Below are 24,429 nucleotides of genomic sequence, written 5' to 3' on the forward strand. Positions count from 1 at the left end.
CGATCGAACTTACTGACCTGATCCTGCCGGCCAAAATCGGTACTTATGCCCCGGGTGACACCGTGCCAGAAGCGCATGTGCTGGCTCTTCTCCGCTTTGTTGAGTAAGAAAAGATGCTGACCATCAAGTAACCTGTTGATATGTTAGGTTTCTGACAACTTTACATAGGGCAGGTATATGACCATCGACATCTCGCAACATATTTTACGCCTGAAGGGGCAACGTGTAAATGAAATTGAGCTGGCTGAAGACGGTGCGAAGGTTATTGTTCAGTGCAGTCGGGATGCCCGCAGGAGCGCTATAGACCCTGCAACCGGCAAGAAGGGTAGCATCAACCAACATATTCGCCGACAAGTAAACGACATCCCGTTTTTTGGGTATCCTTGTGTGATTGAGATTGAGCTAGCGCAGGTTTTTATTAGCAAGGGTGAGCGCCGCATTGAGGCGTGTCCTTTTGTTGATAAAGGGTGCCGTTTCACCCATCGATTTTGCCATCTTATCAGTGGATTGTGCCGTCATTTATCCATTCTGGCTGTCTCCAGGCATTTAGGTATACGATGGGAGACGGTAAAGAATATCGACAAGGCATACCTGATGGAAACGCTCCCTGCGCTTGATCCCGCACAGCTTGCTGGCTTGGAATACATTGGTGTCGATGAAGTGGCCCGGGCGAAAGGTCATGACTATATGACGGTGGTCTACGATATGGTCGGAGGGCATCTGATCTGGGTGGAAGCCGGTCGAACTGCCGAAGTTTTTTCAAGGTTTTTGAAACAGCTGCGGCCAGATACAGCCCATAAAATAAAGGCCGTGTCGATGGATATGGGGCCTGCCTACCAAAAGGCTGTCAGGGAGTCCTTGCCGATGGCCGACATCGTATTTGACCGTTTCCACGTCATGAAAAACTACAGCAAGGCTATCCATAATCAGCGTCGCCTTGAGTTCAGGAAGGCCGATCCAAGTGGTAAAGAGTTGATGAAGGGCACGCATTATCTGTTGCTCAAAAATGCGGATAAGTTGAATGAAAAACAAAGTAACAAGCTGCAAACGTTGCTGGAGAGCAATAGCAACCTGAATACGCTTTACGTCTTAAAAGAACAGCTTCAGGCTCTGTGGAGCGCCCCATCATTTGAGGGGATGTCAGAGCAACTGGAAAATTGGTGCCTGATCGCAGATCAGTCACACATGCTCTATCTGAAAAAGTTCGCAAAATCCCTAAGAAAACATTGTGTGGGCATATGCAACTACGCGAAACACAAGCTGACAAGCGCCAGGATAGAGGCTGGTAATGTCAGTATAGGAATGATCCGCAAACGAGCCAGGGGCATCAGGGATACCGAATACTTCAAACTCAAAATTAGACAATCATCCATCCCAGATAATCAATCTATGTTCTATTTGAAATCCTAGAATAACTCAACAAAGCGGAGAAGAGCCCATGTGCTTAACTTGACCTTCTCGATCGACCCCAGCCTGGTCCTGATCAAGAGTGACGGCATGAAGCATGTTTTCGACTATGACCCGCTTGTCGCCGAGATCGATCGGCTGGCGCGCGACGGCCACTATGACACGCAGGAATGGTTGATAAGCAGGATCGCGCGCGCCTGCGCCGCTTACACAGAGATAACTTGCCTGGTCATTGGCCTGCACAAACACCCAGTGCGCGATGGAAGCGGCGCTTTGGGTGTGCGCCTCGAGCTCAACACAAACGATCTTGCTGACCTCCGCTAATGAATGGCGTTTGAAACCGATCAAGTGCCTTCGCGCGGATTATGATGGAGCTGGCAAAACTGGATCAAGAGGCGTTGTTCCTATTCCACAGTGCCCATTCGCAGGAAGAAATCGAAGCCGTCACCAAAAGCCTAAAGTAAAAACAAACACATTGAGTTGCTCGATCCTTTAGTAAGCAAAACAGACTTTACTGTACGATACCGCGAAAGCTTAGGCTCAAGTTTCAAATGCAACACTCAGAGCCCTTTGGGCATAGGATGTTGTGATGGACATACGAAGCAAGCACCTCAGCAGCGAGGACCGTGGCGTGATATTAGCCGAGCATAATAGGGGCAGCAGTCAGCGGTTGATCGGCCAGCTTTTGCATCGCCCGGCGAGCACGATCTGCCGTGAGCTGGCGCGAGGTCGGCAGGAAGACGGCAGCTATTGCCCGCAAGCGGCGCGGCAGGCCTATGATGCCCGGCGTGCGCGCTGCCGCCGCGAGCGCAAGCTTGTGGAGGGGAGCGATCTTTATCGTTTCGTTCATGGCAAGCTCGTACATCTGCACTGGTCGCCTGAGCAGATTGCGCAGAGACTGCGTCTCATGAAGCCTGATGATCCATCCGCCCATGTGAGCCATGAGACCATCTATGCCGCGATTTACGCGCAGCCACGTGGTGGGCTGAAGGCGGCGATGATCGAGGCGTTGCGTCAAGCGAAGCCTAAGCGTGGGCTCAAGCGCAGGACAGCGGCGGGCAGTGCTATGGTCCCGGAATCATTGCGCATTATCAATCGCCCTGAAGAGATCGAAGCGCGACTGGTACCAGGCCATTGGGAGGGCGACCTCATCAAGGGCGCATTCAATCGCTCGTCAGTGGGGACCTTGGTCGAGCGCAAGACACGCTTTGTCATTCTTTGCAAAATGGACGGCAATGGGGCCGAGGCCGCGCTCGACAGCTTCACCCGCCAGATGAGACGACTACCCGCTGCTTTGCGCAAGAGCATGACCTACGACCGCGGCTCCGAAATGGCCTGCCACCCCGAACTCGCCAGACGGTTGAAGATCGATATCTGGTTCTGCGATCCGCATGCGCCTTGGCAGCGTGGCAGCAACGAGAACACCAACGGACTGCTGCGTCAGTACATGCCCAAAGGAACTGACCTGAACGGTGCAAGCCAAACATGGCTCAACGACGTTGCAAACCTGATGAACAACCGTCCGAGAAAAACTCTCGGTTGGAGAACACCCGCTGAAGCCATGGCCGACGAAATCGCGGCCTTCAAATCAACCGTTGCACTTGATGTTTGAATCCAAGAAGTACCGTGACCACCCCCACATTGGACTTGGAAGTGGTTGCTACGACCAGCAGCTGCGAGCCCCCTAGACCAAATTGGGAACTAGCCCCTCGTCAAAACATAAGCTCCAGAAAGAAACGCGTTCTTCATATAAACAGGCATCTTTTCTGGATAGTTTTCGACTTCCTTCTTGGCGAAGTGAGAAAGGGCCACGGGACTGACGAACCTAGTTTCACACCCCTCCACGAGCTGGATTAGGGCTTCGATTTTGAAGGATACAGCTCCACCTGCCATTCTGCCTTTCTTGGCGCGCGTTTTGATTACAAAGGTATCAATTTCATTTTCGCTGGAAAACTCGTGGAGGGCCCGCAAGAATGATCGCAAATCGGCATCAGATGTATCATCCTCAAGCTCAATTCGCGTAGTCTTCAATCGAAGTATTTCGATATTGCCCCCGTCATTCAGACAGACAACGGCAAGCCTAACTTCCCTCGCTGAGATCTCACATCCGCATACTCTCATGTGCCGTTCCTCTATGTGGTTTTCAGCAATCGGGTGGATCATCTGTTTTGTCACGCGGGGTTTAACCGCCATCCCAGGTTTGGCGGCGATGGCTGAGAGTCCCGAGCGACAGAATATCCACGTTGAGCTTATTGGGCTAATTACATAAAAGTAAGTCGTAATACGCTGATGCCGTCTTCGCTGTCAGCCTAGCAGCACACGTTCCATAACCGCAGCAATCTCCCCCTCTCCTTCCATGACCACTAGCCGCGCTAAACCTAACGTCCTGGGTCTTTACTCACGCTTTATGCAAACAGCCTTCGGCTGTGGCATCTACGGCAAAGACCCTCGCAAGGATGGCGCCAAAAATACAAGGCAGCTTTCAGCCATGGCCAATTGTTAAGAGCTCTTCTGCGTCATCACACACGCTCGAATAAAAGCCATGCCTTCTGACACCCTTCAAATTGAGATTGCTTCGTCGGGGTGTTTAGGGCGTCTGCGCCATACTGTCGCCATAACACGATCTGGAGGTGAAGTTGCCGTTATCGATCCTACCTACTGACCAAGACAAAACAATTTGGAGTCGTGAAAATGCGCAAATTACTTATGACAGCAGCTCTGCTCGTTGGATCCGCTGTTCCAGCTTTTGCTGAAACCATCGAAATCCAGTTGCTAAACGAGAACGAGGCCGGTGATCGCATGGTCTTTAGTCAAGAACTGATCCGCGCCGAAGTTGGCGATGTGATCAGGTTTATAGCAACTGATAGGTCCCATAACGCGCAATCGGTAAGGGATGCGCTCCCAGAAGGACAAGAAGCCTTTAGGGGAAGAATGAACCAGGACGTTGAGTACATCGTCACTGAGGCCGGCTTGACGGCAGTCGTCTGCCAACCTCACGAGAGCATGGGCATGGTGGCTTTGATTGTCGTTGGGGATGATCTAAACAATGCCCAAGATATTCTTGATGCGCGTATTCGCGGGGCGGGTAACGACAAGATCGTGGCGCTTATCGAAGAGGCCCAAGCAGCTCAATCTTAACACCAATCATCGAAGCCTTGATGAAAAATAATGGGACCTAATGGCAGATGTCTGTTCTGCATTGTCTCGCCATACGGACCTGAAGCCCAAATATCCCTTCAGGTCATTGGAACAAATGAGGGCGACCCTACTCCTCCAAGGTCCATCACGACCTAGCAGGAAAAGATCCGCCCCCCGCCGTTGTCTTGCGCTGCACGCAATTGCAGTAAAGGGCAACGGCACCCGTATCGTTAAAGAGCCACATACTGAATAAGACAATCCAGATCCAAGCGCCCCCCTCAACGAACCGATCTTTCAGCCTGAACGTTTCTGGGCAGTCCATGAATGTCAGAAATGTTCTAAACACGTCGCACTTTAACAACAACAAGAACCTACACCTGCACTCTCAAAATTTACCGTGAGTTGCATGCAACGGGGTGCGCATTTCCCCTGTGTAGAAAGAGCCTGGGAAGGACCCAAACACTTCAAGCTTGCGCGTTTAATTCCACCACAAAGGGCGGTTTGGCGCAGGTCAGACAAGCATTATCGTGTTCAGCAACGGGTTCGCCTTCGACGGTTAAAAGCAAATAAGTGCCATCATCGACAAGTACTGGCCCGATGAGTTTTTGGTGACAGGCATGATCCACGATCACGCTGTGCGGGTCCGTCCGTTTGAAATTGTCGGCGACGTCTTGACCCAGCTGCTTGCACAAAAAAGTTAGACTGGTCCTGTTTGCAGGTATTGACACTCTCGGCTGCGATCTCAACCGGACATTTACCGACCCTCGGCCATGCTGCGGTGCGGCCCATCGAAGGAGACATTCGTTGCTAAGCCGCAATCAAGTCGTCAACGAAGTATGCACCCCGCCTGTTGCGGCATGATAGTCCTGTCCGCCGATATCAAAAAGTGTGTCCTCGCACTGGGTGATTAGAGTCGCGGGCAGGCAGATCAGGATATCGACATCCGCGTCCGCGTGTATTTCCTCCAGTTTTGCCAGTTCGATCAGATTGGCGCGCAGCCCGTTCATCTGCCAGTTTCCGGCGGCAAGTTTACGGGGCTTATGACAGTCCTTTTATCTGATCTCAGGATTTGTTATCAATTTCGGGAACAATCGGAAAGAGTGGTGATGTCTTTGTCTGTTCCACGTATTGATGCAACGGCTTTGTTAGCCGGTGATCCCGCCACGCAAAACTGGGTGGCAGAGGCCGCAACCGGTGTGGGTTTCATGACCATTTACAACACGCCCGTATCAACCGCACAGGCGCAGGCTGTTCTGGCGGCGTATCATGCGTTTTTTGCATTGCCCGCCGCTGAAAAGGCCGCCTGTGATATGGCGCAGACTGGATCAAACCGGGGGTGGGGCGCGCCGGGTTCAGAACGGGTCGATCCGGACGCGAACTCGGATTACAAACAGGTCTATGATTGCGGGGTGGCGCTCGCGCCGGATAATCCGCTCGCCGCTTTGCCATGTTATGCCCCGAATATCTGGCCTGTGCAGCCAGCGGATTTTAGGGTTGTTTTGCAGGACTATTATCGCGATGCCACGGCGCTCGCACTTGATCTGCTTTGTGCTGTTGTAAATGCAGCAGGGCTTGATGGTGAGTATTTCCGCAGTCAGTTTGATCAGCCCATGGCCTTGCTGCGCGGCAATTACTATCCTACCCGGCCTGCTTGGGCAGGTGAGAAGGATTTCGGAATTGCAACACATACTGATTATGGTTGTCTGACCTTACTGGCGACTGATGGATCGCCAGGCCTAGAGGTCCGCACGCGCGGTGGTGGCTGGATCTCGGTCTCTGCGCCGCCGGGTGAGTTTGTGATCAACTTTGGTGAGATGCTGGAGATGTGGACAAGCGGCCAGATTAAAGCGACGCCACACCGTGTTGTGGGCACCGCGCATGAACGCATTTCGGTGCCTTTGTTCTTTAACCCCAATCATGACGCCAATATCGCACCGTTTGGGTCAGACAGGGTGATCGAGGCCCGCACTCATCTGGAAGCCCGCTATGCGGAAACCTACCTGCATCTGAATGCCAGCTAGGAACGTAGGAACTGCCGGGCCAGATCGTAGGCTTCTTCTGGATAATCCAACGCGCTTTCGGCGGTGGCCTCAACGGATCGACGCAACACTTTAATCTTTAGTCAGAGATGGAGTGTTGGTCATGAAGTATCATCGTAGGATTTACTATTCAGCTGAGCAGCGGGCTGAGATCTGGGATCGTTGGCAACGTGGCGAGTCGATGAGGTCTATTGGGCGGGTGTTTGATCGCCAATCATCCTCGGTTTTTTCCGTGATCTCACCAACGGTTGGTTTTCTAACCCTTGGAAGAGGCCAGCATATCTCCCGCATAGGCGTCCATCAGTTTTGCACCGAACTCCTCAGCACCTTCGCCACGAAGTGCTGAAATATGATCGATGGCGTCATCGCGAACCTTGCGGCTTGGATAGACCGTTACAATAGCGAAACGGTCCAAGTCAGCATCGACGAGCATTGAATGTTTTGCTCCCAGAGCCAAAAGTCCCGGAAAGTATTTTCGCCGCATAAGTTCTGTCACATGACTCATAGTCTCAGTTTCGCCAGTTATTCGCCATGTCGAAATCGTTACAAAACTCATTTTGTCACCCTCCATTAAAAACTACCATAGCACAATATTACATGCTGGTCTTTCCAAACCTCGGCCCTCAAATATCCCTGTCAAGAGCCGCTGCTTGGAAGTCGTTTTGCAATTCGTTCGAGCGCGGCTGAAAACAAGCTAGACTGGCGCGTAAAAGAAAGCATTTTACCCTAATAACAGCCTAAAATACGCGGTTCAGTCCGATCGTAAGTTTGGACAAACGAGTGTAGAAGCCTACCTGCATTCCTCAATAGCAGCAAAATAGAGAACGCGGTGTCACCTCTAGGACTTCAACTTAGAGGAACGAAAATGACCTTCTAAACATCCAGCTACTATTTCTAGATCAGCAATTAATTAGCTTTTCAATTTGCTTGCCTGGTATTCAATGGCGCTAGCAAGCCCCTTTAAAGATCTCTTTTCTTCCTCAGTCAGATGCCCAAAGGCAATTTCTGTTTCCTCAAACAGCACCTCCAGTTTTCGCATCTCATCCTTCAGGTGGCTCAGTCGCTCTGTTCGTTCTGCAGGGGTCATCATAGCTATCTCCTGTTCAAAATGTGACGGCTTCCGTATTTGAGAGCATAGCACAGATGCCCAATACTGTTCAGGAAATAAAGAAAATCAGTGATGCTTTAGCATCGTTAATTTCACCCAGCCCCCCCTCATCGCATCAAAATTTAATTTTGCGATGGGCAGCGATTGCTACTTGACCAAAAGGCCATTCGCTCTGAGTGCAGCAACGGTCAGATTGGCTCATTTCCGCCGTTCGCTGCACTTGCACAACAGAAAAACTGGCTGACACCCTGAGCGTCCGCTTTCTTCGCGCTGCCCTTACGATTTCGCACTTGCAGCGAAGGTCGGCAATCCGCCCTTCATGTCGAAATGTGCATAGCCCAGCATCTGTCACTATCGCCCTAAGCAGTACCTGCTAATTCTGACTGGTCATAACTCCCTCATCCACGGGGACTTCTGGCTCAACTCAAACCCGTTACCATAGTTGCTGCCTATACCAGCCGTGCTCCACCCTCCCAGTGCATCAATGATATCGGCAGGGCATCGAGCAGCTCGTAAACGATCTCGGAAACTGTGCCTGAACGAGTTGTACAACGCAGCCATCCGGCACGGGGTCCCGGTCCTGCGTCCTGTGGTCTGACGGTTGAGAGGATTAGATCAAGTTGCACTGGACAGAGGTGCCGTGGAGCGGGATGGTCGATCCATGGCATAGGCCTCCGAACAAAATTACCCCCGAATGAATTTACAACGCTAATACTAAAGGGCCGTGGTCCGAGGGGCGGGGCCTATGATAGGGGGGCCCACTCGCGCCAATGCAGCTGAACCGTAATGGTTGGGTACAGTAACCCCTACTTTTCAGCGGCCAAATATCTTCACATCAGGTGCTGCTCCATAGGTACGGAACTTAACATGGCTATAGTTTTAGATGAGATGTGAGTTTTAATTCGTCTAAGCGCACCGAATAGAGCCCGCGGATTCAACTCGCCAGTGCAACTTTACCCACGGTATGATGCGTGAGGCAGCGATGCCCAAGTGCTTCTCACCGTCTAAAGTAAAGGAACACAAATGCGAGCCTATCACCGCCTCACTGAGGGGCAGCGTAACCAAGTTTATGCGTTGAAGAAAGCAGGTTTGAAGCAATATGCCATTGCGGATCAGATCGGCGTGAACAAATCGACGATTTCGCGGGAATTTAAGCGCAACACAGGTCTGCGCGGATATCGCCCCAAGCAGGCGCATCGTCTGGCTTGCTCACGGCAGGCACAAATTTGCCGGACCCGTATCTCGGATGCGGCGTGGACTGGGATTGAAAAGATGATCCGGGAGGAATTGAGCCCCGAGCAGATTACAGGTCATCTGAAAGATATTGGTGAGCCAAGCGTCAGCCCAGAATGGATCTACCAGCATCTCTATGCAGACAAGCGTAACGGTGGCGACCTTCACACCCATCTGAGATGTCAAAAGCAACGGCGCAAGCGCTATGGCAGTACCGAGCGGCGCGGTCAGATCAAGAATAGAGTATCCATTGAGAAACGCCCTGCAATCGTCGACCTGCGCAGCCGCGTTGGGGATTGGGAAGCAGATACCATGATCGGCAAGCAGGGACACTCTGTCCTTGTGACACTGGTTGAGCGCAAGACGCGATTTACCGTTGCCATAAAGGCAGTCAATAAAACAGCGCGGGCTGTCACGGATGCTATCTGTGAACACCTTAAGCCCCATCAGGAAAGGGTTCTCACCTTGACCTACGACAATGGCAGAGAATTTGCTTACCATGAAGAGATTGCCCGCGAACTGACTGCCGAGGGTTTCTTCGCGCACCCCTATCACTCCTGGGAGCGGGGCCTCAACGAAAACACCAATGGTCTGATCCGGCAATACATCCCAAAGGGAAAAGATATTGATGATCTGAGTGATGAGGACGTGGCTAAGATCATCGAAAAGATTAACAGCCGGCCCAGAAAATGCCTTGGCTTTAAAACGCCAAATCAGCTATTCCTAGGGCCCAAACAGCATGTTGCACTGGCAAGTTGAATCCGCGGCCTGATTTACCGTCAAACGGTGGTTTTTTGTAACCCATTTGTAACCCAAAAAAGCACTGCACTCAAAGAATTACCCGCTAAGTCATTGATTTTAATGGTGCCCCCACACGGACTCGAACCGCGGACCTACTGATTACAAATCTTACGGTCCAGACTTCTATCAACTACAATAGGACACCCTGCCCTACCACATACCCCTTATAAATATGCATAAAAGTAAGGCCACCTTCGATGTGAACCTTTGATCCTCTATCTATTTCTACCAAGATAGCTTACCTCATGCTTACCCAATCTCGAGGTCAAACACACCATGCCAAAGCTTCGTTTATCAAAAACAGTTGTTGATAAGATCGCCAGCCCACAAGCTGAAACCATCTTCTGGGACGAAGCGCTATCTGGCTTCGGTTTGCGTGTAAAAACAAATGGAACCAAGTCTTACGTCATTCAATACAGAACACGTTCCAGCGGCAGATCACGACGTAAAACCTTGGGGCAGCACGGTCCGCTGTTGTCTTTCAACGAGGCGAAAAAGCTAGCTACTGGGCTTCTTTCGGACGTACTGAGGGGCGGAGACCCGGTAGCGGACGCAGTTACAGCCAGGACCGCACCAAGTATCGCTGACCTTGCCGAGCAATACTATGAAATCCACGCATTGCCAAAGAAACGTAAGAAGGGTGCCGCAAACGATAGGTCTATGCTGGATCGGCTGGTGTTGCCTCGTCTCGGTAAGCAGAAAGTCCTAGAAGTTTGCCACCGTGACATTCAAACGTTTCACAACTCGCTGAAAGCCACCCCATATCAGGCCAACCGCGTCTTGTCTTTGTTGTCAAAGATGTTTGAACTTTCGATCAGTTGGGGCATGCGTGGCGAAAACCCAGCCAAAGGCGTTGAGAAATTTCACGAAGAGAAAAGGCACCGATGGCTGTCCTCAGACGAGCTTTCCCGGTTAGGCGCCGCACTTGATAGGCATCGGAACCAGAAAGCCGCAAACGCGATCAGGCTTCAATTGCTAACAGGAGCGCGGATTGGTGAGGTCCTGTCAGCGCAGTGGGCAGACTTTGATTTGGATCGGGGCGTTTGGGTCAAACCATCTCATCACACCAAACAAAAACGCACCGAGCATTTACCATTGGCCAAAGCAGCTGTCGCGTTACTGGAAAAGGTTCATGAGGCTCAAAGAAGTGGTTCCAATTTTGTTTTCCCCGGCAGGTCGAAAATCAAGCCACTTGTCGACCTTAAGAAATTCTGGAGATCCTTAATCGCAGATGCTGATATTGTTGACTATCGCATCCATGACAACCGGCACACACATGCGTCGCAGCTCGTTTCCAGTGGCATGAGCTTAGCAATCGTCGGGCGCCTACTCGGCCATACGAACCCAATGACGACCCAACGCTACGCACATATAGCTGACGAACCGCTACGCGCAGCTGCTGAGGTGATGGCCAGCAAGATGAACCATAGATAAGTTTTGGCCCGCTGCATTTGCAATGCGGCCATTGGAACCGTGCGCAGCGAACAGCAGCTTTGGGCCGTTAGCACCAAGCACTGCCCACATGCCAAGGGGCAACCAAAAGTAGGCAGCAAGCAACAAATACAGCCAGTGCCAAAGCTGGGTTTACGTGCGCAACGCAGGAACTATAAAGCGTGTGGTGGTTAAGTATTTGATTTACTGAGGTAAAATGGTACACAGGGGTGGAATAAAACCACCGACACGAGGACTTTAAACGCCATGCATCTCTGCCTTAACAATTTGATTTAATTTGTAGTTCATATAATTGGTAGCCAAATGGTAGCCAGAGATGGCTTTGCATTTTTTACCTCAGCACCCGAACCACTTACCCTGCCCCAGCGAATCCGTTTGATCATAAAATAGGGGTCTCACCTCAACCGCTCCCTTTTTTCACGACTTTTGGCGTCTTTTTGGGTTGCTTGTATGCTACTTCCTCGGTGGTCAGTGGCTGTCCATTCACTATAGTGTAGCGAAACATCGGATCTTTGGCGCTGTGACCCTTGGCTGTAATCTTGCAGACCAGCCCTTGCCTAATTGCCTCTTGCGCCCGCCTTACCGCAGTTTCTTTCGTGCATCCCAAAATCACGCCAAGCTGAAAGCGACTCTGTGGGGGCCTTCCCTCTAGGGCGGAAACCAACTCACGAACCTTTATAAGCCACTTTTCAGCATTCAAACGCCCCGCGCCGAAGTTGGTCCCCAAGTTTGGTATATTTTGGACGTGTTTCGCCTTGCGTTCAGCCTTGAGGATAGCCTTGCCAATCTCTGCCTCGAACTTGGTTGCCATCGACGGTAGGGTAAATGGATTCGCAAGAAGGCACGCCATTTCAGCTTTAGGTAAGTGAGGTGTGATTTTCATTAATTTCATGGTGTAAGTGTCCATAAGTGTTAAAAAATTTATTTATCCAGTGCGAAGTGTTGCATCGAATAATTTTCGGCCTTCATGATCGTCCTCGTATCGGCGGCAATAGATACAAATGTGATACCCAAACCAGTCATGGGTTTTTTTGGTTTACCCCCGCGCCTGCCCGGCATCGCCCATGTCCTAAATCCGTGCTTGCCTTTATTCCGTTGCACCACTCGTTCTTGACCTGGCATTCCTTGCCCTAAAGGGATTTGCAGTTAACTTTAATGTAGGACGTTTTTACCTTTTCACATACTTCATCAACCCTTCTGGCCCGCGACATAGAGGTACAATAAACGGGTCAGCACGTTAGATATGGTCACACGACAATGACAAATCTGTTTGGTGGTACTGGCTTGCTGCTGAACGGAATGATGTGGATGCGCAAACCAATCTCGCTGTGATGTATGCCAACAGCAAAGACGTTCCACAGTGCCACGTGACGGCTAACATGAGATACAAAATTGGCGGCCTTTTTGAGCAGGCATAATACCATGAAGGGCATGTGCGGGTGACTAGAGCGGCTACGGGTCTACAACTGTCAGACGTCAGCGCCTATGGGTCCAAATAGGGTAATTTGATAAGATTGTGTTCTGGGCCAGTCGTCAAAGCCGTCATTGGCTGCAATGCAGAAAAACTGCAAAACCGGCTCTTTGCTGCCGTTCGCTGCGCTGTGTACGGAGGTCCGCTAAGGGCCGTTCGCGTTGATGGTTTGATCTACACCTATTTTAATTTGACCCAAAACGACGTTTTACGATCATGAGCCATGCGGAGCGTTTGAAAATATTCGGCGTGGGATTGGAATGTGCCATAGTCTTGGATGGCACCTTCAAGGGCTGAACAGTCCATCAGATGATCCGCCGCATGACCGTAGCGTGACGAACGTCCCTCACCTAAGGAATAGTCGATCATCGCACGCCATAACAGAACCGCAGGTAGTGGGTGGCGTTCTCGCAGAGCTTCGGCAGCAGGCGTCAATATATCATAGCGATTACCGTCGATCTCATCCGATCGGTTTTCAATCAGTTGGGCAGCAGACAGCAAGTCGGGCCATTCTAGAAAAAAGGACAATGCTGTGGAAAAACTCGGATAGTCCAGAACGTGTGCTCTTGCCTTTTCTTCTGCCTCAACATCCTCAAAGTCGGGAAGACCTTTGATATAGGTACGCAAATGAGGTTGATCGAGCGTCTTTATAAAGCAAGACCAGCGGTGTGCTTGCGCATCTTTGGTACGCCCCAATGCTTCGAGAGTAGCGAGGTAACTGTGGTTCCACGCCTCTTGCCCAAAGTCGCGCCCGTCTTGTTCCACATCATCCAAAAGCGTCAATGCGTCATCAGTGCGGCCTTCTTTAATAAATAGCAGTGCGACCTCGGCAGCGACATCTTTGCGTCTCAGATCATTTGGCGTGTATTGCGCGACATAGGCGTGCGTATCACCTGCCGCCGCTGCGATTTCCTGAAGGCAGGACTGAACGAACCGTTCTTTACGCTCAGCGGCATAATCAGCATGGCCCCCGCGCAACTCCCGGAGGAACAATATTGCATCGTGCTGTTCGGCTTCAACATCAATTGACTGAGCCGCGAAATCTTCGACGTGCTGCCTTAGCTGATCTAAGCCGCTCGCCCCAAGCGTGTCCGAGAGAATTCCAATGATCCCGTCCCATTCCCCGTACCCGTTGTCTTGGATGACATTCCAAACCTGCGCAGCCAGAGCCTCAACGCTCAATAACGCCAAGGGTGCGATAGCTTCAAAATGCAAAATAGCGGATCGGAAAACATCGCCAACATCGCCCCGGCTATCGTCAACGCGTTCATAGATAGATGGGGCAATCTCGATAAATTGCCAAAGCAACTCAAACGCAGACGATGGGTCCTCTGGCGCGATTTTTTCAACGATCATTACGACTTGTGTATCAATATCTTTGATCAGAGCTTTACGTTTGCGCCAGCCTACAAAACTGTTTGATTTTCGCAATGTCACAAGGCGTTTTCGGATTGCATGCACAAGCTCTGACGCACCCAGATTGTGGCTTAATTCCAATCGCAGACGACGTTTGATGTCCGCACTGCCGGTGCTCACCTCGATCAAGAGGTCCGCCAATTTTTTCGCACCAAGAGCTTCAAGGTTATCTGTGTTCAAAGTCTTTTTTGACATGGTTCGAGTTTGTCAGTTTGAGTGAGCGAAAGAAAGTACCCTTCAGAACGTTTCACTGGTCACGTTACTTTGCAAACGCGGCGAAAGTCCGGTCTAACGGGCTGCACCGCATCATGCCCAACGACCAGCCAATGTCGGCAATGGGTGGCGACCGCCGATCACGACAATGATGAGATAGAGAAGCGGTCAGATTGCTGCGCCATGCAGATTTCGACACGAAGGGCGGAGAGCGGACGTTCGCTGCAAGCGCGAAATCGAAAGGAACGCGCGTAGAAAGCGGACGCTCAGGGCATCAGCCAGTTTTTTCCGTTGTGCAAACGCAGCTAATGGCGGCAGTGAGCTCAAACCAACAGATGACGCGGTGCGCAGGAATGGCCGCGTTCCAGAGCCTGAGGCTAGATGGCTACCAAATGATTGTCCCACTTCACATCTATCTGACCTGAAAAATTGCTGTCACCGCGTGTCATGGATTGCAATTGGCCAGTCCCAGTCGTGACTACGAACGTATCTTCAAGTGAGGCTATGCCGCTTACGTCGGTTAAAAGTATGTCCCGGAAGAACATTCTGGTCGACGCATCATACATGTGGACAACGCCACCTCTGGGGGACGTCACAGCAATGCTATTACCGTTACCCGAGTAAGCGATGCTACCAACGTATCCGTCCAACTGACGGATTTGATCTGTGGATGCTGTCATCAGTGAAATCGGACTGCCACGTTGATGGGTGCCGACCAAAGCTTGGGGCATTTGATCACCTTGCCACTGCATTCCAAAGGCGACATCGCCGCGTTTGCTGATAGCCAAATGGCGGATAGAGCTCTTGTGAAATTGCGGGGGAAGCATGGCCGTCTCAACCACGACGCCGTTTATAAAATACGAGAGGTTCGGTGCCATTGTTGGGATGTTTAGTTTTGTGCGTCCCGTATCAGGGTGCGTATCTATGCCTCCGTTTGCAACAACGAGCGTGTCCGTTCCAGGAAGCCTTTTGATATCATGTGGACCGACGCCACCGCTGTACCATTCATCAATGCGTGTGTAGCCATCCAAGGCGTCCCAGACGCCAATCCGACCTTGACCTGCCTCATAGTCGTTCTCTGTCGTGAAGAGGAGGCTTCCATCCGACGAGAACGTACCGTGTCCATAAAAATGACGCCCCAAGGGAGACTCGAGTCTGGCTTTTCTTAGGCCAGTAATGCAGTCGATAACGATAGCGAAGGTGCCTGGGCGACGCGCAAAAGCCACGGCTTCTGGCCGTGATGGGTGGGCCGCCGCTGCATGGCCTCTTGCTGGCAGCGGTATTTTGAATCGCACATCTAAAGCTGCATCAATGCCGCATAGAACGTATGATCCATCTGGGTTTGCAGCAGCGGACAGAAACACAGGTGACCCCGCATCGGCCCAAGTTGGCTTTGGGATCAATCCTGCGGCCAGTAGGCCCCCGAGGAACTGACGTCGTCCTGTCCGTGCCATGTTAGTCACCATCCAGAGAGTTGAAGCCAGCTGCAACACCAAGGGTCGGCCCCAGCTCATCACGAACGCGGGCGCGGATGTCGTCGATGGATCGCTGGAGAACTTCGATTTTAAAGCGGGTCTGTGGATCACCAACACCTGCGAAGATTGGGTCGTCAAATTTAGAAAGAAGCGTAGCCGCAACATCAAAGCTGGTCTCGATACGCTCGGATAGCTTGGCGTTATCGCTGGACAGGCGGAGTGCCAGATCATTCAGCGCGGCAAGGCTCAGTTCGACGTGGCGGGCTGAGCGACCAGATCGCCAAGCTTCGGCCCGCGTTGGGCGGGGACGTTCAAACGTGCCAAGCGGGCGGCCAAGCCGTGTTTCCGAGGTGAATTGGAGGCCCGTAACCAGAGCCTTGAACAACTCTTGCAGGACTTCTTCGTCGGATCGGTAAGTGCTACTTGTGTCAGGGCTTTTTAGCCGTGCGGCGTAGTCTGTCTGCCAGCCCTCTAAGATGGCCGCACTGGTTGTGGCGATGTCCTTGGTGACGGTCTGGACTAACGTACAGCGGTCGTCCTCATCGTCCTCATCGCCCATGTTGCTCAACGTTTCATCATACATCAAAAACTCCATGGCGTAGAAGCCACGGGCTGCGATGGAGACTTGGGCATAAGCGTCGGGAGATGCGATAACAGGGTCTTGGTCCGTCAACAGCGCCGTCAGTGAGCGCGGTGTTGCACCACGACTATCGGGCCAAAACGCCAATGCGAATGCGCGGTCGTCCGCCTCAGTCGGACCAAAGCGCAGATGGCTGGCACGGACCCATGCATCGAAGGCGTCGCTATATGCGGACTGCAATGCTTGCGACGTGACCGCACAATCGTTCCGTGCGGTTGTTGCCAGATGCGCCGAGGTGTCCGCCAGTGTTTGAAATCTTGGCAGGATGTGCGCGTCCACGATGTTATCGATGATTGATGTTTGGGCGTTTGTAATGACTGGTGCCGCTGCCAGCACGACGGTTAGTAGAAAACGTTTCATAAGCTCTCCAAGAATCTTATCAGTGCATCGCGATCTGCGGTCGTCATTTCAGTTACTGCATCGCGTTGCACCTGTGCTTCACCACCATGCCACAGAACGGCTTCCAACAGCGAACGAGCGCGACCGTCGTGCAGGAAATAGGTGTGGCCGCTGACCTGTTCGGTTAGACCGATGCCCCAAAGGGGAGGGGTACGCCATTCTTGCCCTGTCGCCCGTGCTTCGGGGCGGTTGTCAGCAAGTCCTTCGCCCATGTCGTGCAGTAGCATGTCGGTGTAGGGCCAGATCAGTTGAAAGCTTTGCTCTGGCTGATCCTCAAGGCGGTGTGTGACGAAGCTGGGCGTGTGGCAGGATGTGCAGCCTGAATTGTAAAACACTTCTTTGCCATGCAGCACTTGTGGGTCATCCGCATCACGTCGGGCTGGTACAGCCAGATTGCGACTGTAGAACGTCACTAGGTCCATGCCTTCCGCATCGATTTCAGTGCCGCGATCATCCCCGTCTCCGTGAATGGCGTTTTGACATACGGTTTGCGCAGCGGTGCATTCTCCAGCACCCGCAGGGAACAACGGGCTAGAAATACCAATGTCACCTGCAAAGGCAGCAGCCGATTGTTCCATGATGGTAGGGCTGCCCGCCTTGAGGCCAAAGCGCCCCAGCATCGGTTGGTCAAATTCAACGGACCAGACAACATTCGGACGACCAGAGATGCCATCATCGTTCAGGTCATCTGGATCGGCATTGGCAAGGATGTTAGCAGTAGGGATCGCTTCCAGAAGGCCAAGCCCGATCATCTGTGGAGCCACTCTAGGGGAGAGCATGGCATCAGCGTGAAGCAGGCCGTAGCCAAGATCAGCCGCGTTGTACGTGGGATGACGAAGGGACACCTCAGTGCCATCCGCCAGCATCACTAACTCGTCGTCATATGTGATATCTAGGCGGTATTCGGATGCGTGGCCTTGCACGGCAAAGTCCTGCATCTGCGACCCATAGTTCGGGTCGGGTAACGTGGCGATGTAGTCTTGAATTTCGGTTATCTGTGCATCTGTTGGTGCTGGGATGGAGACCCTGAGGAACATGGAAATCGCATTATCATTGGCGTTTTCAGGCGGGTGGCCACGCCCGTCTTTGATATGACATCGCTGACAAGATCGCGCATTGAACAACGGCCCGAGACCGTCGGACGCCAATGTTGACGAAGGCGATGACACCCAAAGCTTTCGGAACAACCCGTTACCAACCCTGAAGTCCAATTGGTCTTCGAACGTGATATTGCCCGAGGGCTGGGAAAACGCATCCGCATTTGTCATCGCCCGCACAGTCGCAGCACCCGCAGGTTTTTCTTCAAAGCGGTGTGGCGTTGTGAAGTCAGTGGCGATTGCCGTGACAGCCGCAATCCGAGCAGCTTCCTCAGCCGTGCGGGGTATGATGCTCAGATGCGGATCGCCGAGGTCCCAAACAGGGGCCTCGGCGACGGCATCCGTATCAGCCAAAGCAACACTGCCAGCCACCAACGTGACCAGCAGTACATTACTCGGCTTCATCCATTTTGCTTGCATTATTGGAAGACAGCTTCTGGGTCGTCGAGGCTATCTGAGCCTTCAAATGCGATGCCATCCAGGCCCAGCGAAGTGACGACACGTTCGATGGAGCGCGTCTGGTCGATGAAGCCATTTACACCGCCCATGATCAGAGCCTCACCCGCTTCGTTGCCACGTTCCAACATCTGGTCGTAGGCAAAACCTGCTTCGGCGGTTGTCTTGATACGGCCTAACGCCATCATCGTTGCACTCAGTTTACTCTGCATCTCGGCGTCCAACGCCGCATCGGTTTCTGAAACCAAGTCAGCCAAAGATGGACCCGACACCAAAGTGCCATCAACGCGGATGTATTCGCCCAAGTAGATGTTTTGAACGCCCATGCCATCATAGAAGTGGTCGTTGTGGGTGTTGTCGGCAAAGCAGGAATGTTCTTCTTCGGGATCATTCAACATCACGCCAAGACGCATTCGTTCACCCGCAACTTCACCATATGACAGCGACCCCATGCCTGTGAGCATGGCGGCAAGACCCGCATCCTTATTTGTCATCACTTCGGCACGTGCAGCGCCGTGGTCGGCCCACTGTGCCACCATCCATTCCAGATCGGACACGAGCAGGTCAGTCGCAGCGGTCAGGTATTCGCCACGACGGTCGCAATTGGCGTTCGTGCAGTCATTGGCCAATGCGTAATCAGTCCAAGGACGCTGACCTGCACCTGTCCCGTGACCGTTCAAGTCTTGGCCCCAGAGGAGAAATTCAATCGCATGGTAGCCCGTTGCTACATTTGCTTCGACACCATCGGCTTCTTGGAGGGTGTTTTCGAGCAGATCAGGCGTGATTTCCGTGGCATCGATTTCAGTGCCAGACAGGGTAAACGTCGCATTGGCGATCACGTTAAGGGCAGCAAACTCATTCTCATCGGAGGGTCCACCATAGGAAGCATCGACATAATCGATCAAACCTTCATCGAGAGGCCATGCGTTCACCTTGCCTTCCCAATCATCAACGATTGCATTCCCAAAGCGATACACCTCGGTTTGTTGATACGGAACACGTGCCTCAAGCCATGCCTTACGGGCCGCAGTGAGGTTCTCGGGTGAAGGGTCGGCAACCAGTGCGTTAACAGCCGTTTGCAAGCGTTGGGCCATGATCAGGCTGTCGCCATATTTAGCCGCAGCAATATCGGCATAGGTGTCGAGAACATCTGCCTTCTCAATGGCGAAAGCGGGGGAGGCCATCGTGAGCAGTGCGACGGTCGTAAGGAGAGATGATCGTTTCATGTGGTTTTCCTATTAGTGAAGTGTCTGTGTTGAAGGGGCTGATGTGGTCATTTCCCGTGGTGATGCGAGGTGCATCCGCTTGAGAGCAAGGCCGAAGTTGGTTGCAAGGGATGCGATCAGCGGTGCCACGTCTGGGCGCACAAGAAGTGTCGCGATGAGCAACGCATCTTCGCGTTCACCGTCCACCGCTGTTGCGATGAAATTGGCGAAACAGGACTCGTCCGCGCCGATGCATTTACACTGAACCGAATGGCGCATCAGCGGCCTGCGTCCGTGACGTGCGCAAAGTGTGCAGAGTTCCTCAAAAGACTGTATAGCCTTACGCCCTTGATCAGGACCTAATCCGCTGGCGAAGTCATTCCAAACCAGCGACTGGGATTCAGGTCCATCACACCACAGCCGCAGATAGATCACCGATGCGGCCTCTATGCTTCCGAGTTCGGTGATGAAACCTACAGGCGCACCACCACGGTTTTGCTGTGCATCGGTCATTTTGTAAGGATCAGTTTGCCTGCCCGCGTGATCCGCAGGGTGTAGGTCTGATCGCCCAGAACGATCTGTGCTACATCGCCATCCTGCATCAGGTCATGGGCGGAATAAGTAGGTATGTTTGGTGCGCGTGTTTGCCTTGGCGGCGTAGAATGAAAGCTCATGATGTGGGTCGTTTGTCATTAGATCGCAGATCAAAAATCCACCCATCACACAGTATGTCCCCTTCGGAGGCGGCAATAAGTAACTCCATATTATCGTGGTGTATGGTGTAGTGGGCTTTGCAACCATGATCCTGATCATGACCATGACCATGATTTGGGGGAGATTTCTGTCTTGGCATCTGGAAGTCCTCACATGGTTCACGTGTCGGGCTTCCTTAGTTCAAGACTAAAGGTGGCTGGACTTGTTTTTATCCTGAGTGATTTAGTCAAGAATGTCAATCCGACAGTTTTAGTCAGATTTAAATTTTTGCCTTTTTTAAATAAAATGGCTGTTAGCATTAAGTCGGCAAAGGTTAATTTGGTTCACAAACCGACGTCTTAACCAGCAAAATGCTCCGCTCTGCACGAATGGCTGCAATGACGGGCCGCGCCGCAGTATTTGATATCGTGGCCAAGGTCCGGTTAGGGCCGGTAGTGACAATGATGAGGTAGGGAGCGGTCAGATTGCTGCGCCATGCACATTTCGACGTGAAGGGCGGAAACCAGACCTTCGCTGCGAGTACGAAGCGCTGAGTATTTGGTCGTGAATGCGGACCTTCATTTTTTTGAAATTTAAAATTCTAAGGCAAGATATGAGTATAGCTTTAAGCTTATGGCTACATGTGGTCGACGCCAATAGCGCCAAACACTGCCTTGACTGTTCTGTCGCCAGCCAACAGTCTGGCTCACGTTTAATTAGGATATTCCAGGGCTTTGTTGCACAAATCGCGCCCCGAGGATTCACTGTATGAATCCAGCGTGATAGCTGGCGGTTATGAGTAGCTGGATACCTACGAAGTATAAGACCCGGAACTGGGCTGAGTACAATCTTTCACTGAAGATGCGGGGATCGCTTTCGATCTGGTTTGACGCGGGGATGACGTGGGAGGCTGTGCCTTCAGGGCGGCGGGGACGCCAACAAGCCTACAGCGATGCGGCGATACAAGCCTGCCTGACCCTCAAAGTGCTGTTCGGGTTGCCGTTGAGGCAGACGGCTGGATTTGTAGAAAGCCTTCTCAAGCTTGCCGGTCTGAACTGGTCAGTGCCGGATTTCAGTACCTTATGTCGCCGTCAGAGGACGTTATCGGTGGCCATCCCGTACAAGGGCTCAACCGGACCACTGCACCTGCTGATAGATAGTACAGGCATCAAGGCTAAGGGCGAAGGAGAATGGAACGCACGCAAGCACGGTGGACCCAAACGGCGGTTGTGGCGCAAGATACATATTGGGATTGATGAACAAACGCTGGAAATACGGGCCGTCGAGGTCACTAACAGCAGCATCGGGGACGCGCCCATGTTGCCTGACCTGCTCAATCAGATCCCCGCTGATCAGGAACTCGGTAGCGTCACAGCCGACGGGGCATACGACACCCGCAAATGCCACGATGCGATTGCCGCGCGAAATGCCCACGCCGTCATACCGCCGCGCAAGAATGCCAAGTTATGGAAGCACGACACACCCGGGGCCAGAGCGCGCAACGAAGCAGTGCGAGCCTCAAAGTATCTAGGCTCCGCGTTGTGGCGACAGGTGACCGGATATCACCGCAGAAGCCGCGTTGAGACAAAGATGCATTGTGTGAAATTACTGGGTCAGCGCCTCTCAGCGCGTGACTTTGATCGGCAGGTTGCGGAGATCCAAATCCGTGCTGCGATCCTAAACGGCTTCACAGCGCTTGGCATCCCCAAGACAGAGGCCGTAGGCTAAATCCGTCCGGTTTAAGGGGAAGTACGACCTCAACCCGATTTGTGCAACAAAGCCCTGGGCCAGTCGTCAAAGCCGTCATTGGCTGCAATGCAGAAAAACTGCAAAACCGTTTCTCTCCTGCCGTTCGCCGCAATGTTCACGAATGACCACTGTAGGCGGTTCATGTCATTCGACACCAAGGGCTGATAGTGACAGATGCTGCGCCATGCACATTTCTACATGAAGGGCGGAGAGCGGGCGTTCGCTGCAAGTGCGAGTTGAAATTTGAACTACAACGAGAGCCGACATTCAATCTGTCGCAGATCTATGGTTCTTGCTGCGATGCCGAAGGCAGCTGCGAGCCCATAGCAACCGATGCCGCAATATACACAAATCTAACAGGAGCGAGAAAATCGAACATTGGGCGCGAAGGCTTTCTTAGCAGACAATCTGTCTCAACGGACTGACAAAAAAACTAGGTTGGAATCGCGTATTCAACCAAGTGATGCTCTCTGACAGTGCCCCAAGAACCCATCGGTCACGCTCTTTTTAGCTTTGTCACAATTTTCCTCTTTGAACGACGTAAAATCAATATCTTAACGACCATTACCGTCACACCATTTCCAGCACTGACCACATACTTCCTGTTGAAAGAGCCTCACCTTACTTAGCACAAGTCAGTCGAACTCAATCGGCTGGCGATGAAGCTTAGTGAGGTCACATGAGCAAGCTTACACAAGAGCAATTGGCGAACCGGTGGCATTTGTCACCCAGAACACTTGAGCAATGGCGCTGGTTAGGAAAAGGTCCCAAATTCCTTAAGATTGGTGCGCGGGTTTTGTATCGTGCAGAAGATGTTGAGGCTTGGGAGGCTGCACAAGTCTGCCAGAATACTTCCGGACCCTTGCCATCGGAGGGTGTTTGATGCCTCGTCTTCCATCCCCAAACCGGATCAAAACGCATTATGTCTACACCGTTTGGGAAGCAGCGCAGGCGCTTGGTAGAAACCGGCAGACTATCATCCGTTGGATCAAGGATAAAGGCTTGGTTGCCGATCGTGGCAAGGTTCCATGGTTAATCAAAGGCAGGGATCTGAAGCAGTTTCTTGGCTATCGCCGCGCCAAATCCAAAACCAAATTGGCGCTGCATCACCTCTTTTGTTTCGGTTGCAAAACACCTCAAGAGCCCGATGGCAAGTTCGCAGAATACACCCAAGCGACACCAACGACGGGCATGCTCAAAGCGCTCTGTCCGAGCTGCGCAAGTATAATGAATAAGGTTGTTCGCAGGGCTGATCTGGAGGCCATTCGGGCAAAAATCGAGGTCGCAGTTCAACAGGCCAACCCAAGATTAGTGTCCCTGCCCGCCCCCCCCTTAAATGACACCTCAGCAAAGGAGGCTCAGACCGATGGCAAAGCACACTTCAGATAACCTTCGCATCAAGCGCAAATACCTCGTCTGGCGCAAGGACTCCAAAGGTCTCTCGGATGCGTCCGTCGACAAGTCTGCGGCAGCAGTTTCGGTCTATGAGGCCTTTCTGAACGGCAAGGATTTTCGCAGTTTTCATTCGGAGCGCGCACGTAGCTTCAAGCGCCATCTCTCTTCTCAGCAAAACCAGCGCAACGGCAGCAAACTATCATCCAGCTCGATCAATGGCATATTGCGCGAAGTCAGCGCCTTTTTAAGCTGGCTCGCAGATCAGCCAGGTTACAAATCAAAAATCACGCGGTCAGACATCGACTATCTTTCGCCAGACCGCAAATCTGATGCGGCGCGGCGCAATTCATGCTGGAAACCACATCCGTCGCCAGCGCAAGTCGTCAAAGTGTTGTCCAACATGCCGACTGATACTGTTCTACAACGTCGAGACAGGGCCCTTTTAGCGTTCTTGTTTCTCACCGGATCACGGGAAGGGGCTGCGATCACCATCCGCCTTGGTCATGTGGATCTGCTCTATGCCTGCGTCCACTTTGATGGACGGTCAGTCGACACGAAATTTGGCAAGACATTCACAACAGCCTTTTTTCCAATGCCAGCACCTTGTGAGCAAATCTTGCGGGACTGGATCTCTGAGCTACGCCAAGATCATCAGTTCTCAGACAGTGATCCACTACTCCCGAAGACCCGCGTTGGCGTTGGACCAGAGCGCAAGTTTGCGGCCCTTGGCATCGACCGCGTACCTTGGTCCTCAGCGTCTTCTGCCGCGAAGATTTTCAAGCAGGCGTTTGTCGATGCGGGCCAGCCGCCGTTCTCCCCACACCGTGTTCGGGATACTTTGTCGGAATTAGCAAAGGATCATTGTCGGACACCAGAGGACTACAAGGCATGGTCTCAAAACATGGGCCATGAGGATGTCCTGACAACGTTCCGGTCTTATGGCTCCGTCGCCCCCGGTCGACAGGTGGATCTAATGAAACGGTTTCGCAAACGTGGCCCACTGCAGGACAGCGATGACGACGACTTCGATGTTATCGAATGA

At 52.3% G+C, this 24,429-nt stretch carries 24 protein-coding genes and 1 pseudogene; 11 read left to right on the top strand and 14 right to left on the bottom strand.

Features of this window, described 5'->3' with window-relative positions:
• Nucleotides 1-177: 177 nt before the first annotated feature.
• Nucleotides 178-1,410: an ISL3 family transposase gene (locus OA238_RS13570; RefSeq protein WP_015495002.1), complete on the top strand. Its 1,233-nt coding sequence runs from the start codon at nucleotides 178-180 to the stop codon at nucleotides 1,408-1,410.
• A gap of 6 nt (nucleotides 1,411-1,416) precedes the next feature.
• Here the strand turns inward: OA238_RS13570 and OA238_RS32835 are convergent, their stop codons facing one another.
• Complete coding sequence (locus OA238_RS32835) at nucleotides 1,417-1,755, bottom strand: hypothetical protein (RefSeq protein ID WP_187293046.1); 339 nt, start codon at nucleotides 1,753-1,755, stop codon at nucleotides 1,417-1,419.
• 241 nt (nucleotides 1,756-1,996) lie between these two features.
• Here OA238_RS32835 and OA238_RS13580 point away from each other — a divergent pair, with 241 nt between their 5' ends.
• A complete protein-coding gene (locus OA238_RS13580) occupies nucleotides 1,997-3,019 on the top strand; it encodes an IS30 family transposase (RefSeq protein ID WP_015494757.1) in 1,023 nt (340 codons plus the stop codon).
• A gap of 89 nt (nucleotides 3,020-3,108) precedes the next feature.
• Here OA238_RS13580 and OA238_RS13585 read toward each other — a convergent pair whose 3' ends face one another.
• Complete coding sequence (locus OA238_RS13585) at nucleotides 3,109-3,570, bottom strand: DUF3010 family protein (RefSeq protein ID WP_245581318.1); 462 nt, start codon at nucleotides 3,568-3,570, stop codon at nucleotides 3,109-3,111.
• 528 nt (nucleotides 3,571-4,098) lie between these two features.
• Here OA238_RS13585 and OA238_RS13590 point away from each other — a divergent pair.
• Nucleotides 4,099-4,545 (top strand): plastocyanin/azurin family copper-binding protein, encoded by a 447-nt coding sequence (locus OA238_RS13590; RefSeq protein ID WP_015495597.1) that lies wholly within the window; start codon nucleotides 4,099-4,101, stop codon nucleotides 4,543-4,545.
• Nucleotides 4,546-5,009: 464 nt separating this feature from the next.
• Here the strand turns inward: OA238_RS13590 and OA238_RS32840 are convergent, their stop codons facing one another.
• Together OA238_RS32840 and OA238_RS13600 are read right to left on the bottom strand one after the other, a co-directional pair.
• Complete coding sequence (locus OA238_RS32840; protein ID WP_044036839.1) at nucleotides 5,010-5,237, bottom strand: hypothetical protein; 228 nt, start codon at nucleotides 5,235-5,237, stop codon at nucleotides 5,010-5,012.
• A gap of 126 nt (nucleotides 5,238-5,363) precedes the next feature.
• Complete coding sequence (locus OA238_RS13600; RefSeq protein WP_044036841.1) at nucleotides 5,364-5,552, bottom strand: hypothetical protein; 189 nt, start codon at nucleotides 5,550-5,552, stop codon at nucleotides 5,364-5,366.
• A gap of 33 nt (nucleotides 5,553-5,585) precedes the next feature.
• On the opposite strand from OA238_RS13600, the gene OA238_RS13605 reads away from it, so the two are divergent.
• Both OA238_RS13605 and OA238_RS35070 read left to right on the top strand, forming a co-directional pair.
• Nucleotides 5,586-6,566: an isopenicillin N synthase family dioxygenase gene (locus OA238_RS13605; protein ID WP_015495598.1), complete on the top strand. Its 981-nt coding sequence runs from the start codon at nucleotides 5,586-5,588 to the stop codon at nucleotides 6,564-6,566.
• 121 nt (nucleotides 6,567-6,687) lie between these two features.
• A pseudogene (locus OA238_RS35070) lies at nucleotides 6,688-6,855 on the top strand (IS30 family transposase); the annotation flags it as partial.
• On the opposite strand, the gene OA238_RS13610 reads toward OA238_RS35070, so the two are convergent.
• Together OA238_RS13610 and OA238_RS13615 are read right to left on the bottom strand one after the other, a co-directional pair.
• Nucleotides 6,841-7,068, bottom strand: a complete 228-nt coding sequence (locus OA238_RS13610; protein ID WP_245581319.1) for a hypothetical protein — start codon at nucleotides 7,066-7,068, stop codon at nucleotides 6,841-6,843. The pseudogene OA238_RS35070 and the gene OA238_RS13610 sit on opposite strands and share 15 nt — an antisense overlap.
• 426 nt (nucleotides 7,069-7,494) lie before the next feature.
• Nucleotides 7,495-7,674, bottom strand: coding sequence for a hypothetical protein (locus OA238_RS13615; RefSeq protein WP_044036844.1), 180 nt, complete (start codon nucleotides 7,672-7,674; stop codon nucleotides 7,495-7,497).
• A gap of 1,041 nt (nucleotides 7,675-8,715) precedes the next feature.
• Between OA238_RS13615 and OA238_RS13620 the strand changes: the two genes are divergently transcribed.
• Nucleotides 8,716-9,684 (top strand): IS30 family transposase, encoded by a 969-nt coding sequence (locus tag OA238_RS13620; RefSeq protein WP_015495599.1) that lies wholly within the window; start codon nucleotides 8,716-8,718, stop codon nucleotides 9,682-9,684.
• Nucleotides 9,685-10,002: 318 nt separating this feature from the next.
• Nucleotides 10,003-11,160, top strand: coding sequence for a tyrosine-type recombinase/integrase (locus OA238_RS13625; RefSeq protein WP_015495600.1), 1,158 nt, complete (start codon nucleotides 10,003-10,005; stop codon nucleotides 11,158-11,160).
• A 418-nt stretch (nucleotides 11,161-11,578) separates the two neighbouring features.
• Here OA238_RS13625 and OA238_RS13630 read toward each other — a convergent pair whose 3' ends face one another.
• The 8 genes from OA238_RS13630 to hemP all read right to left on the bottom strand — a co-directional run bounded on the left by OA238_RS13630 (nucleotide 11,579) and on the right by hemP (nucleotide 20,224).
• On the bottom strand, nucleotides 11,579-12,070 hold the full coding sequence (locus OA238_RS13630; protein ID WP_144055905.1) for a hypothetical protein: 492 nt from the start codon (nucleotides 12,068-12,070) through the stop codon (nucleotides 11,579-11,581).
• A gap of 759 nt (nucleotides 12,071-12,829) precedes the next feature.
• Nucleotides 12,830-14,260, bottom strand: a complete 1,431-nt coding sequence (locus tag OA238_RS13635) for a DUF6880 family protein (protein ID WP_015495603.1) — start codon at nucleotides 14,258-14,260, stop codon at nucleotides 12,830-12,832.
• Between the two features lie 395 nt (nucleotides 14,261-14,655).
• Complete coding sequence (locus tag OA238_RS13640; protein WP_015495604.1) at nucleotides 14,656-15,732, bottom strand: DUF1513 domain-containing protein; 1,077 nt, start codon at nucleotides 15,730-15,732, stop codon at nucleotides 14,656-14,658.
• A gap of 1 nt (nucleotide 15,733) precedes the next feature.
• Nucleotides 15,734-16,753, bottom strand: a complete 1,020-nt coding sequence (locus OA238_RS13645; protein WP_015495605.1) for an imelysin family protein — start codon at nucleotides 16,751-16,753, stop codon at nucleotides 15,734-15,736.
• Entirely contained in the window at nucleotides 16,750-18,294 is a 1,545-nt protein-coding gene (locus OA238_RS13650) for a di-heme oxidoreductase family protein (protein WP_044038321.1), read from the bottom strand. The genes OA238_RS13645 and OA238_RS13650 overlap by 4 nt, the downstream gene beginning before the upstream one ends.
• A gap of 14 nt (nucleotides 18,295-18,308) precedes the next feature.
• A complete protein-coding gene (locus OA238_RS13655; protein WP_015495607.1) occupies nucleotides 18,309-19,571 on the bottom strand; it encodes an imelysin family protein in 1,263 nt (420 codons plus the stop codon).
• Nucleotides 19,572-19,583: 12 nt separating this feature from the next.
• Nucleotides 19,584-20,063, bottom strand: coding sequence for a hypothetical protein (locus tag OA238_RS13660; protein ID WP_015495608.1), 480 nt, complete (start codon nucleotides 20,061-20,063; stop codon nucleotides 19,584-19,586).
• Nucleotides 20,060-20,224 (bottom strand): hemin uptake protein HemP, encoded by a 165-nt coding sequence (gene hemP, locus OA238_RS30265; RefSeq protein WP_083906734.1) that lies wholly within the window; start codon nucleotides 20,222-20,224, stop codon nucleotides 20,060-20,062. The genes OA238_RS13660 and hemP overlap by 4 nt, the downstream gene beginning before the upstream one ends.
• 814 nt (nucleotides 20,225-21,038) lie before the next feature.
• On the opposite strand from hemP, the gene OA238_RS13665 reads away from it, so the two are divergent.
• From OA238_RS13665 to OA238_RS13680, 4 genes are all read left to right on the top strand, one after another.
• Nucleotides 21,039-21,971, top strand: a complete 933-nt coding sequence (locus OA238_RS13665; protein ID WP_015495609.1) for an IS5-like element ISOan4 family transposase — start codon at nucleotides 21,039-21,041, stop codon at nucleotides 21,969-21,971.
• A 700-nt stretch (nucleotides 21,972-22,671) separates the two neighbouring features.
• On the top strand, nucleotides 22,672-22,875 hold the full coding sequence (locus OA238_RS30270) for a helix-turn-helix transcriptional regulator (RefSeq protein ID WP_044036846.1): 204 nt from the start codon (nucleotides 22,672-22,674) through the stop codon (nucleotides 22,873-22,875).
• On the top strand, nucleotides 22,875-23,381 hold the full coding sequence (locus tag OA238_RS13675; RefSeq protein WP_044036847.1) for a helix-turn-helix domain-containing protein: 507 nt from the start codon (nucleotides 22,875-22,877) through the stop codon (nucleotides 23,379-23,381). Before OA238_RS30270 ends, OA238_RS13675 begins: the two co-directional genes overlap by 1 nt.
• The gene (locus OA238_RS13680) at nucleotides 23,359-24,429 is read left to right on the top strand and encodes a tyrosine-type recombinase/integrase (protein WP_015495611.1); all 1,071 of its coding nucleotides are present in this window, start codon (nucleotides 23,359-23,361) and stop codon (nucleotides 24,427-24,429) included. Before OA238_RS13675 ends, OA238_RS13680 begins: the two co-directional genes overlap by 23 nt.

It is taken from the genome of Octadecabacter arcticus 238 (assembly GCF_000155735.2).
GTDB classification, from domain to species: Bacteria; Pseudomonadota; Alphaproteobacteria; order Rhodobacterales; family Rhodobacteraceae; genus Octadecabacter; species Octadecabacter arcticus.

Excerpts from the sequence above, each read along its gene's own strand:
- OA238_RS13600 (WP_044036841.1), bottom strand. The coding sequence starts at position 5,552 with ATGAACGGGCTGCGCGCCAATCTGATCGAACTGGCAAAACTGGAGGAA.
- OA238_RS13635 (WP_015495603.1), bottom strand. The coding sequence starts at position 14,260 with ATGTCAAAAAAGACTTTGAACACAGATAACCTTGAAGCTCTTGGTGCG.
- OA238_RS13585 (WP_245581318.1), bottom strand. The coding sequence starts at position 3,570 with ATGATCCACCCGATTGCTGAAAACCACATAGAGGAACGGCACATGAGA.
- OA238_RS13660 (WP_015495608.1), bottom strand. The coding sequence starts at position 20,063 with ATGACCGATGCACAGCAAAACCGTGGTGGTGCGCCTGTAGGTTTCATC.
- hemP (WP_083906734.1), bottom strand. The coding sequence starts at position 20,224 with ATGAGCTTTCATTCTACGCCGCCAAGGCAAACACGCGCACCAAACATA.
- OA238_RS13675 (WP_044036847.1), top strand. The coding sequence starts at position 22,875 with ATGCCTCGTCTTCCATCCCCAAACCGGATCAAAACGCATTATGTCTAC.
- OA238_RS13610 (WP_245581319.1), bottom strand. The coding sequence starts at position 7,068 with ATGCGGCGAAAATACTTTCCGGGACTTTTGGCTCTGGGAGCAAAACAT.
- OA238_RS13615 (WP_044036844.1), bottom strand. The coding sequence starts at position 7,674 with ATGATGACCCCTGCAGAACGAACAGAGCGACTGAGCCACCTGAAGGAT.
- OA238_RS13650 (WP_044038321.1), bottom strand. The coding sequence starts at position 18,294 with ATGAAGCCGAGTAATGTACTGCTGGTCACGTTGGTGGCTGGCAGTGTT.
- OA238_RS13580 (WP_015494757.1), top strand. The coding sequence starts at position 1,997 with ATGGACATACGAAGCAAGCACCTCAGCAGCGAGGACCGTGGCGTGATA.
- OA238_RS13645 (WP_015495605.1), bottom strand. The coding sequence starts at position 16,753 with ATGAAACGTTTTCTACTAACCGTCGTGCTGGCAGCGGCACCAGTCATT.
- OA238_RS13620 (WP_015495599.1), top strand. The coding sequence starts at position 8,716 with ATGCGAGCCTATCACCGCCTCACTGAGGGGCAGCGTAACCAAGTTTAT.
- OA238_RS13590 (WP_015495597.1), top strand. The coding sequence starts at position 4,099 with ATGCGCAAATTACTTATGACAGCAGCTCTGCTCGTTGGATCCGCTGTT.
- OA238_RS13640 (WP_015495604.1), bottom strand. The coding sequence starts at position 15,732 with ATGGCACGGACAGGACGACGTCAGTTCCTCGGGGGCCTACTGGCCGCA.
- OA238_RS13665 (WP_015495609.1), top strand. The coding sequence starts at position 21,039 with ATGAGTAGCTGGATACCTACGAAGTATAAGACCCGGAACTGGGCTGAG.
- OA238_RS13625 (WP_015495600.1), top strand. The coding sequence starts at position 10,003 with ATGCCAAAGCTTCGTTTATCAAAAACAGTTGTTGATAAGATCGCCAGC.
- OA238_RS13630 (WP_144055905.1), bottom strand. The coding sequence starts at position 12,070 with ATGAAATTAATGAAAATCACACCTCACTTACCTAAAGCTGAAATGGCG.
- OA238_RS30270 (WP_044036846.1), top strand. The coding sequence starts at position 22,672 with ATGAGCAAGCTTACACAAGAGCAATTGGCGAACCGGTGGCATTTGTCA.
- OA238_RS13605 (WP_015495598.1), top strand. The coding sequence starts at position 5,586 with ATGACAGTCCTTTTATCTGATCTCAGGATTTGTTATCAATTTCGGGAA.
- OA238_RS13570 (WP_015495002.1), top strand. The coding sequence starts at position 178 with ATGACCATCGACATCTCGCAACATATTTTACGCCTGAAGGGGCAACGT.
- OA238_RS13680 (WP_015495611.1), top strand. The coding sequence starts at position 23,359 with ATGGCAAAGCACACTTCAGATAACCTTCGCATCAAGCGCAAATACCTC.
- OA238_RS13655 (WP_015495607.1), bottom strand. The coding sequence starts at position 19,571 with ATGAAACGATCATCTCTCCTTACGACCGTCGCACTGCTCACGATGGCC.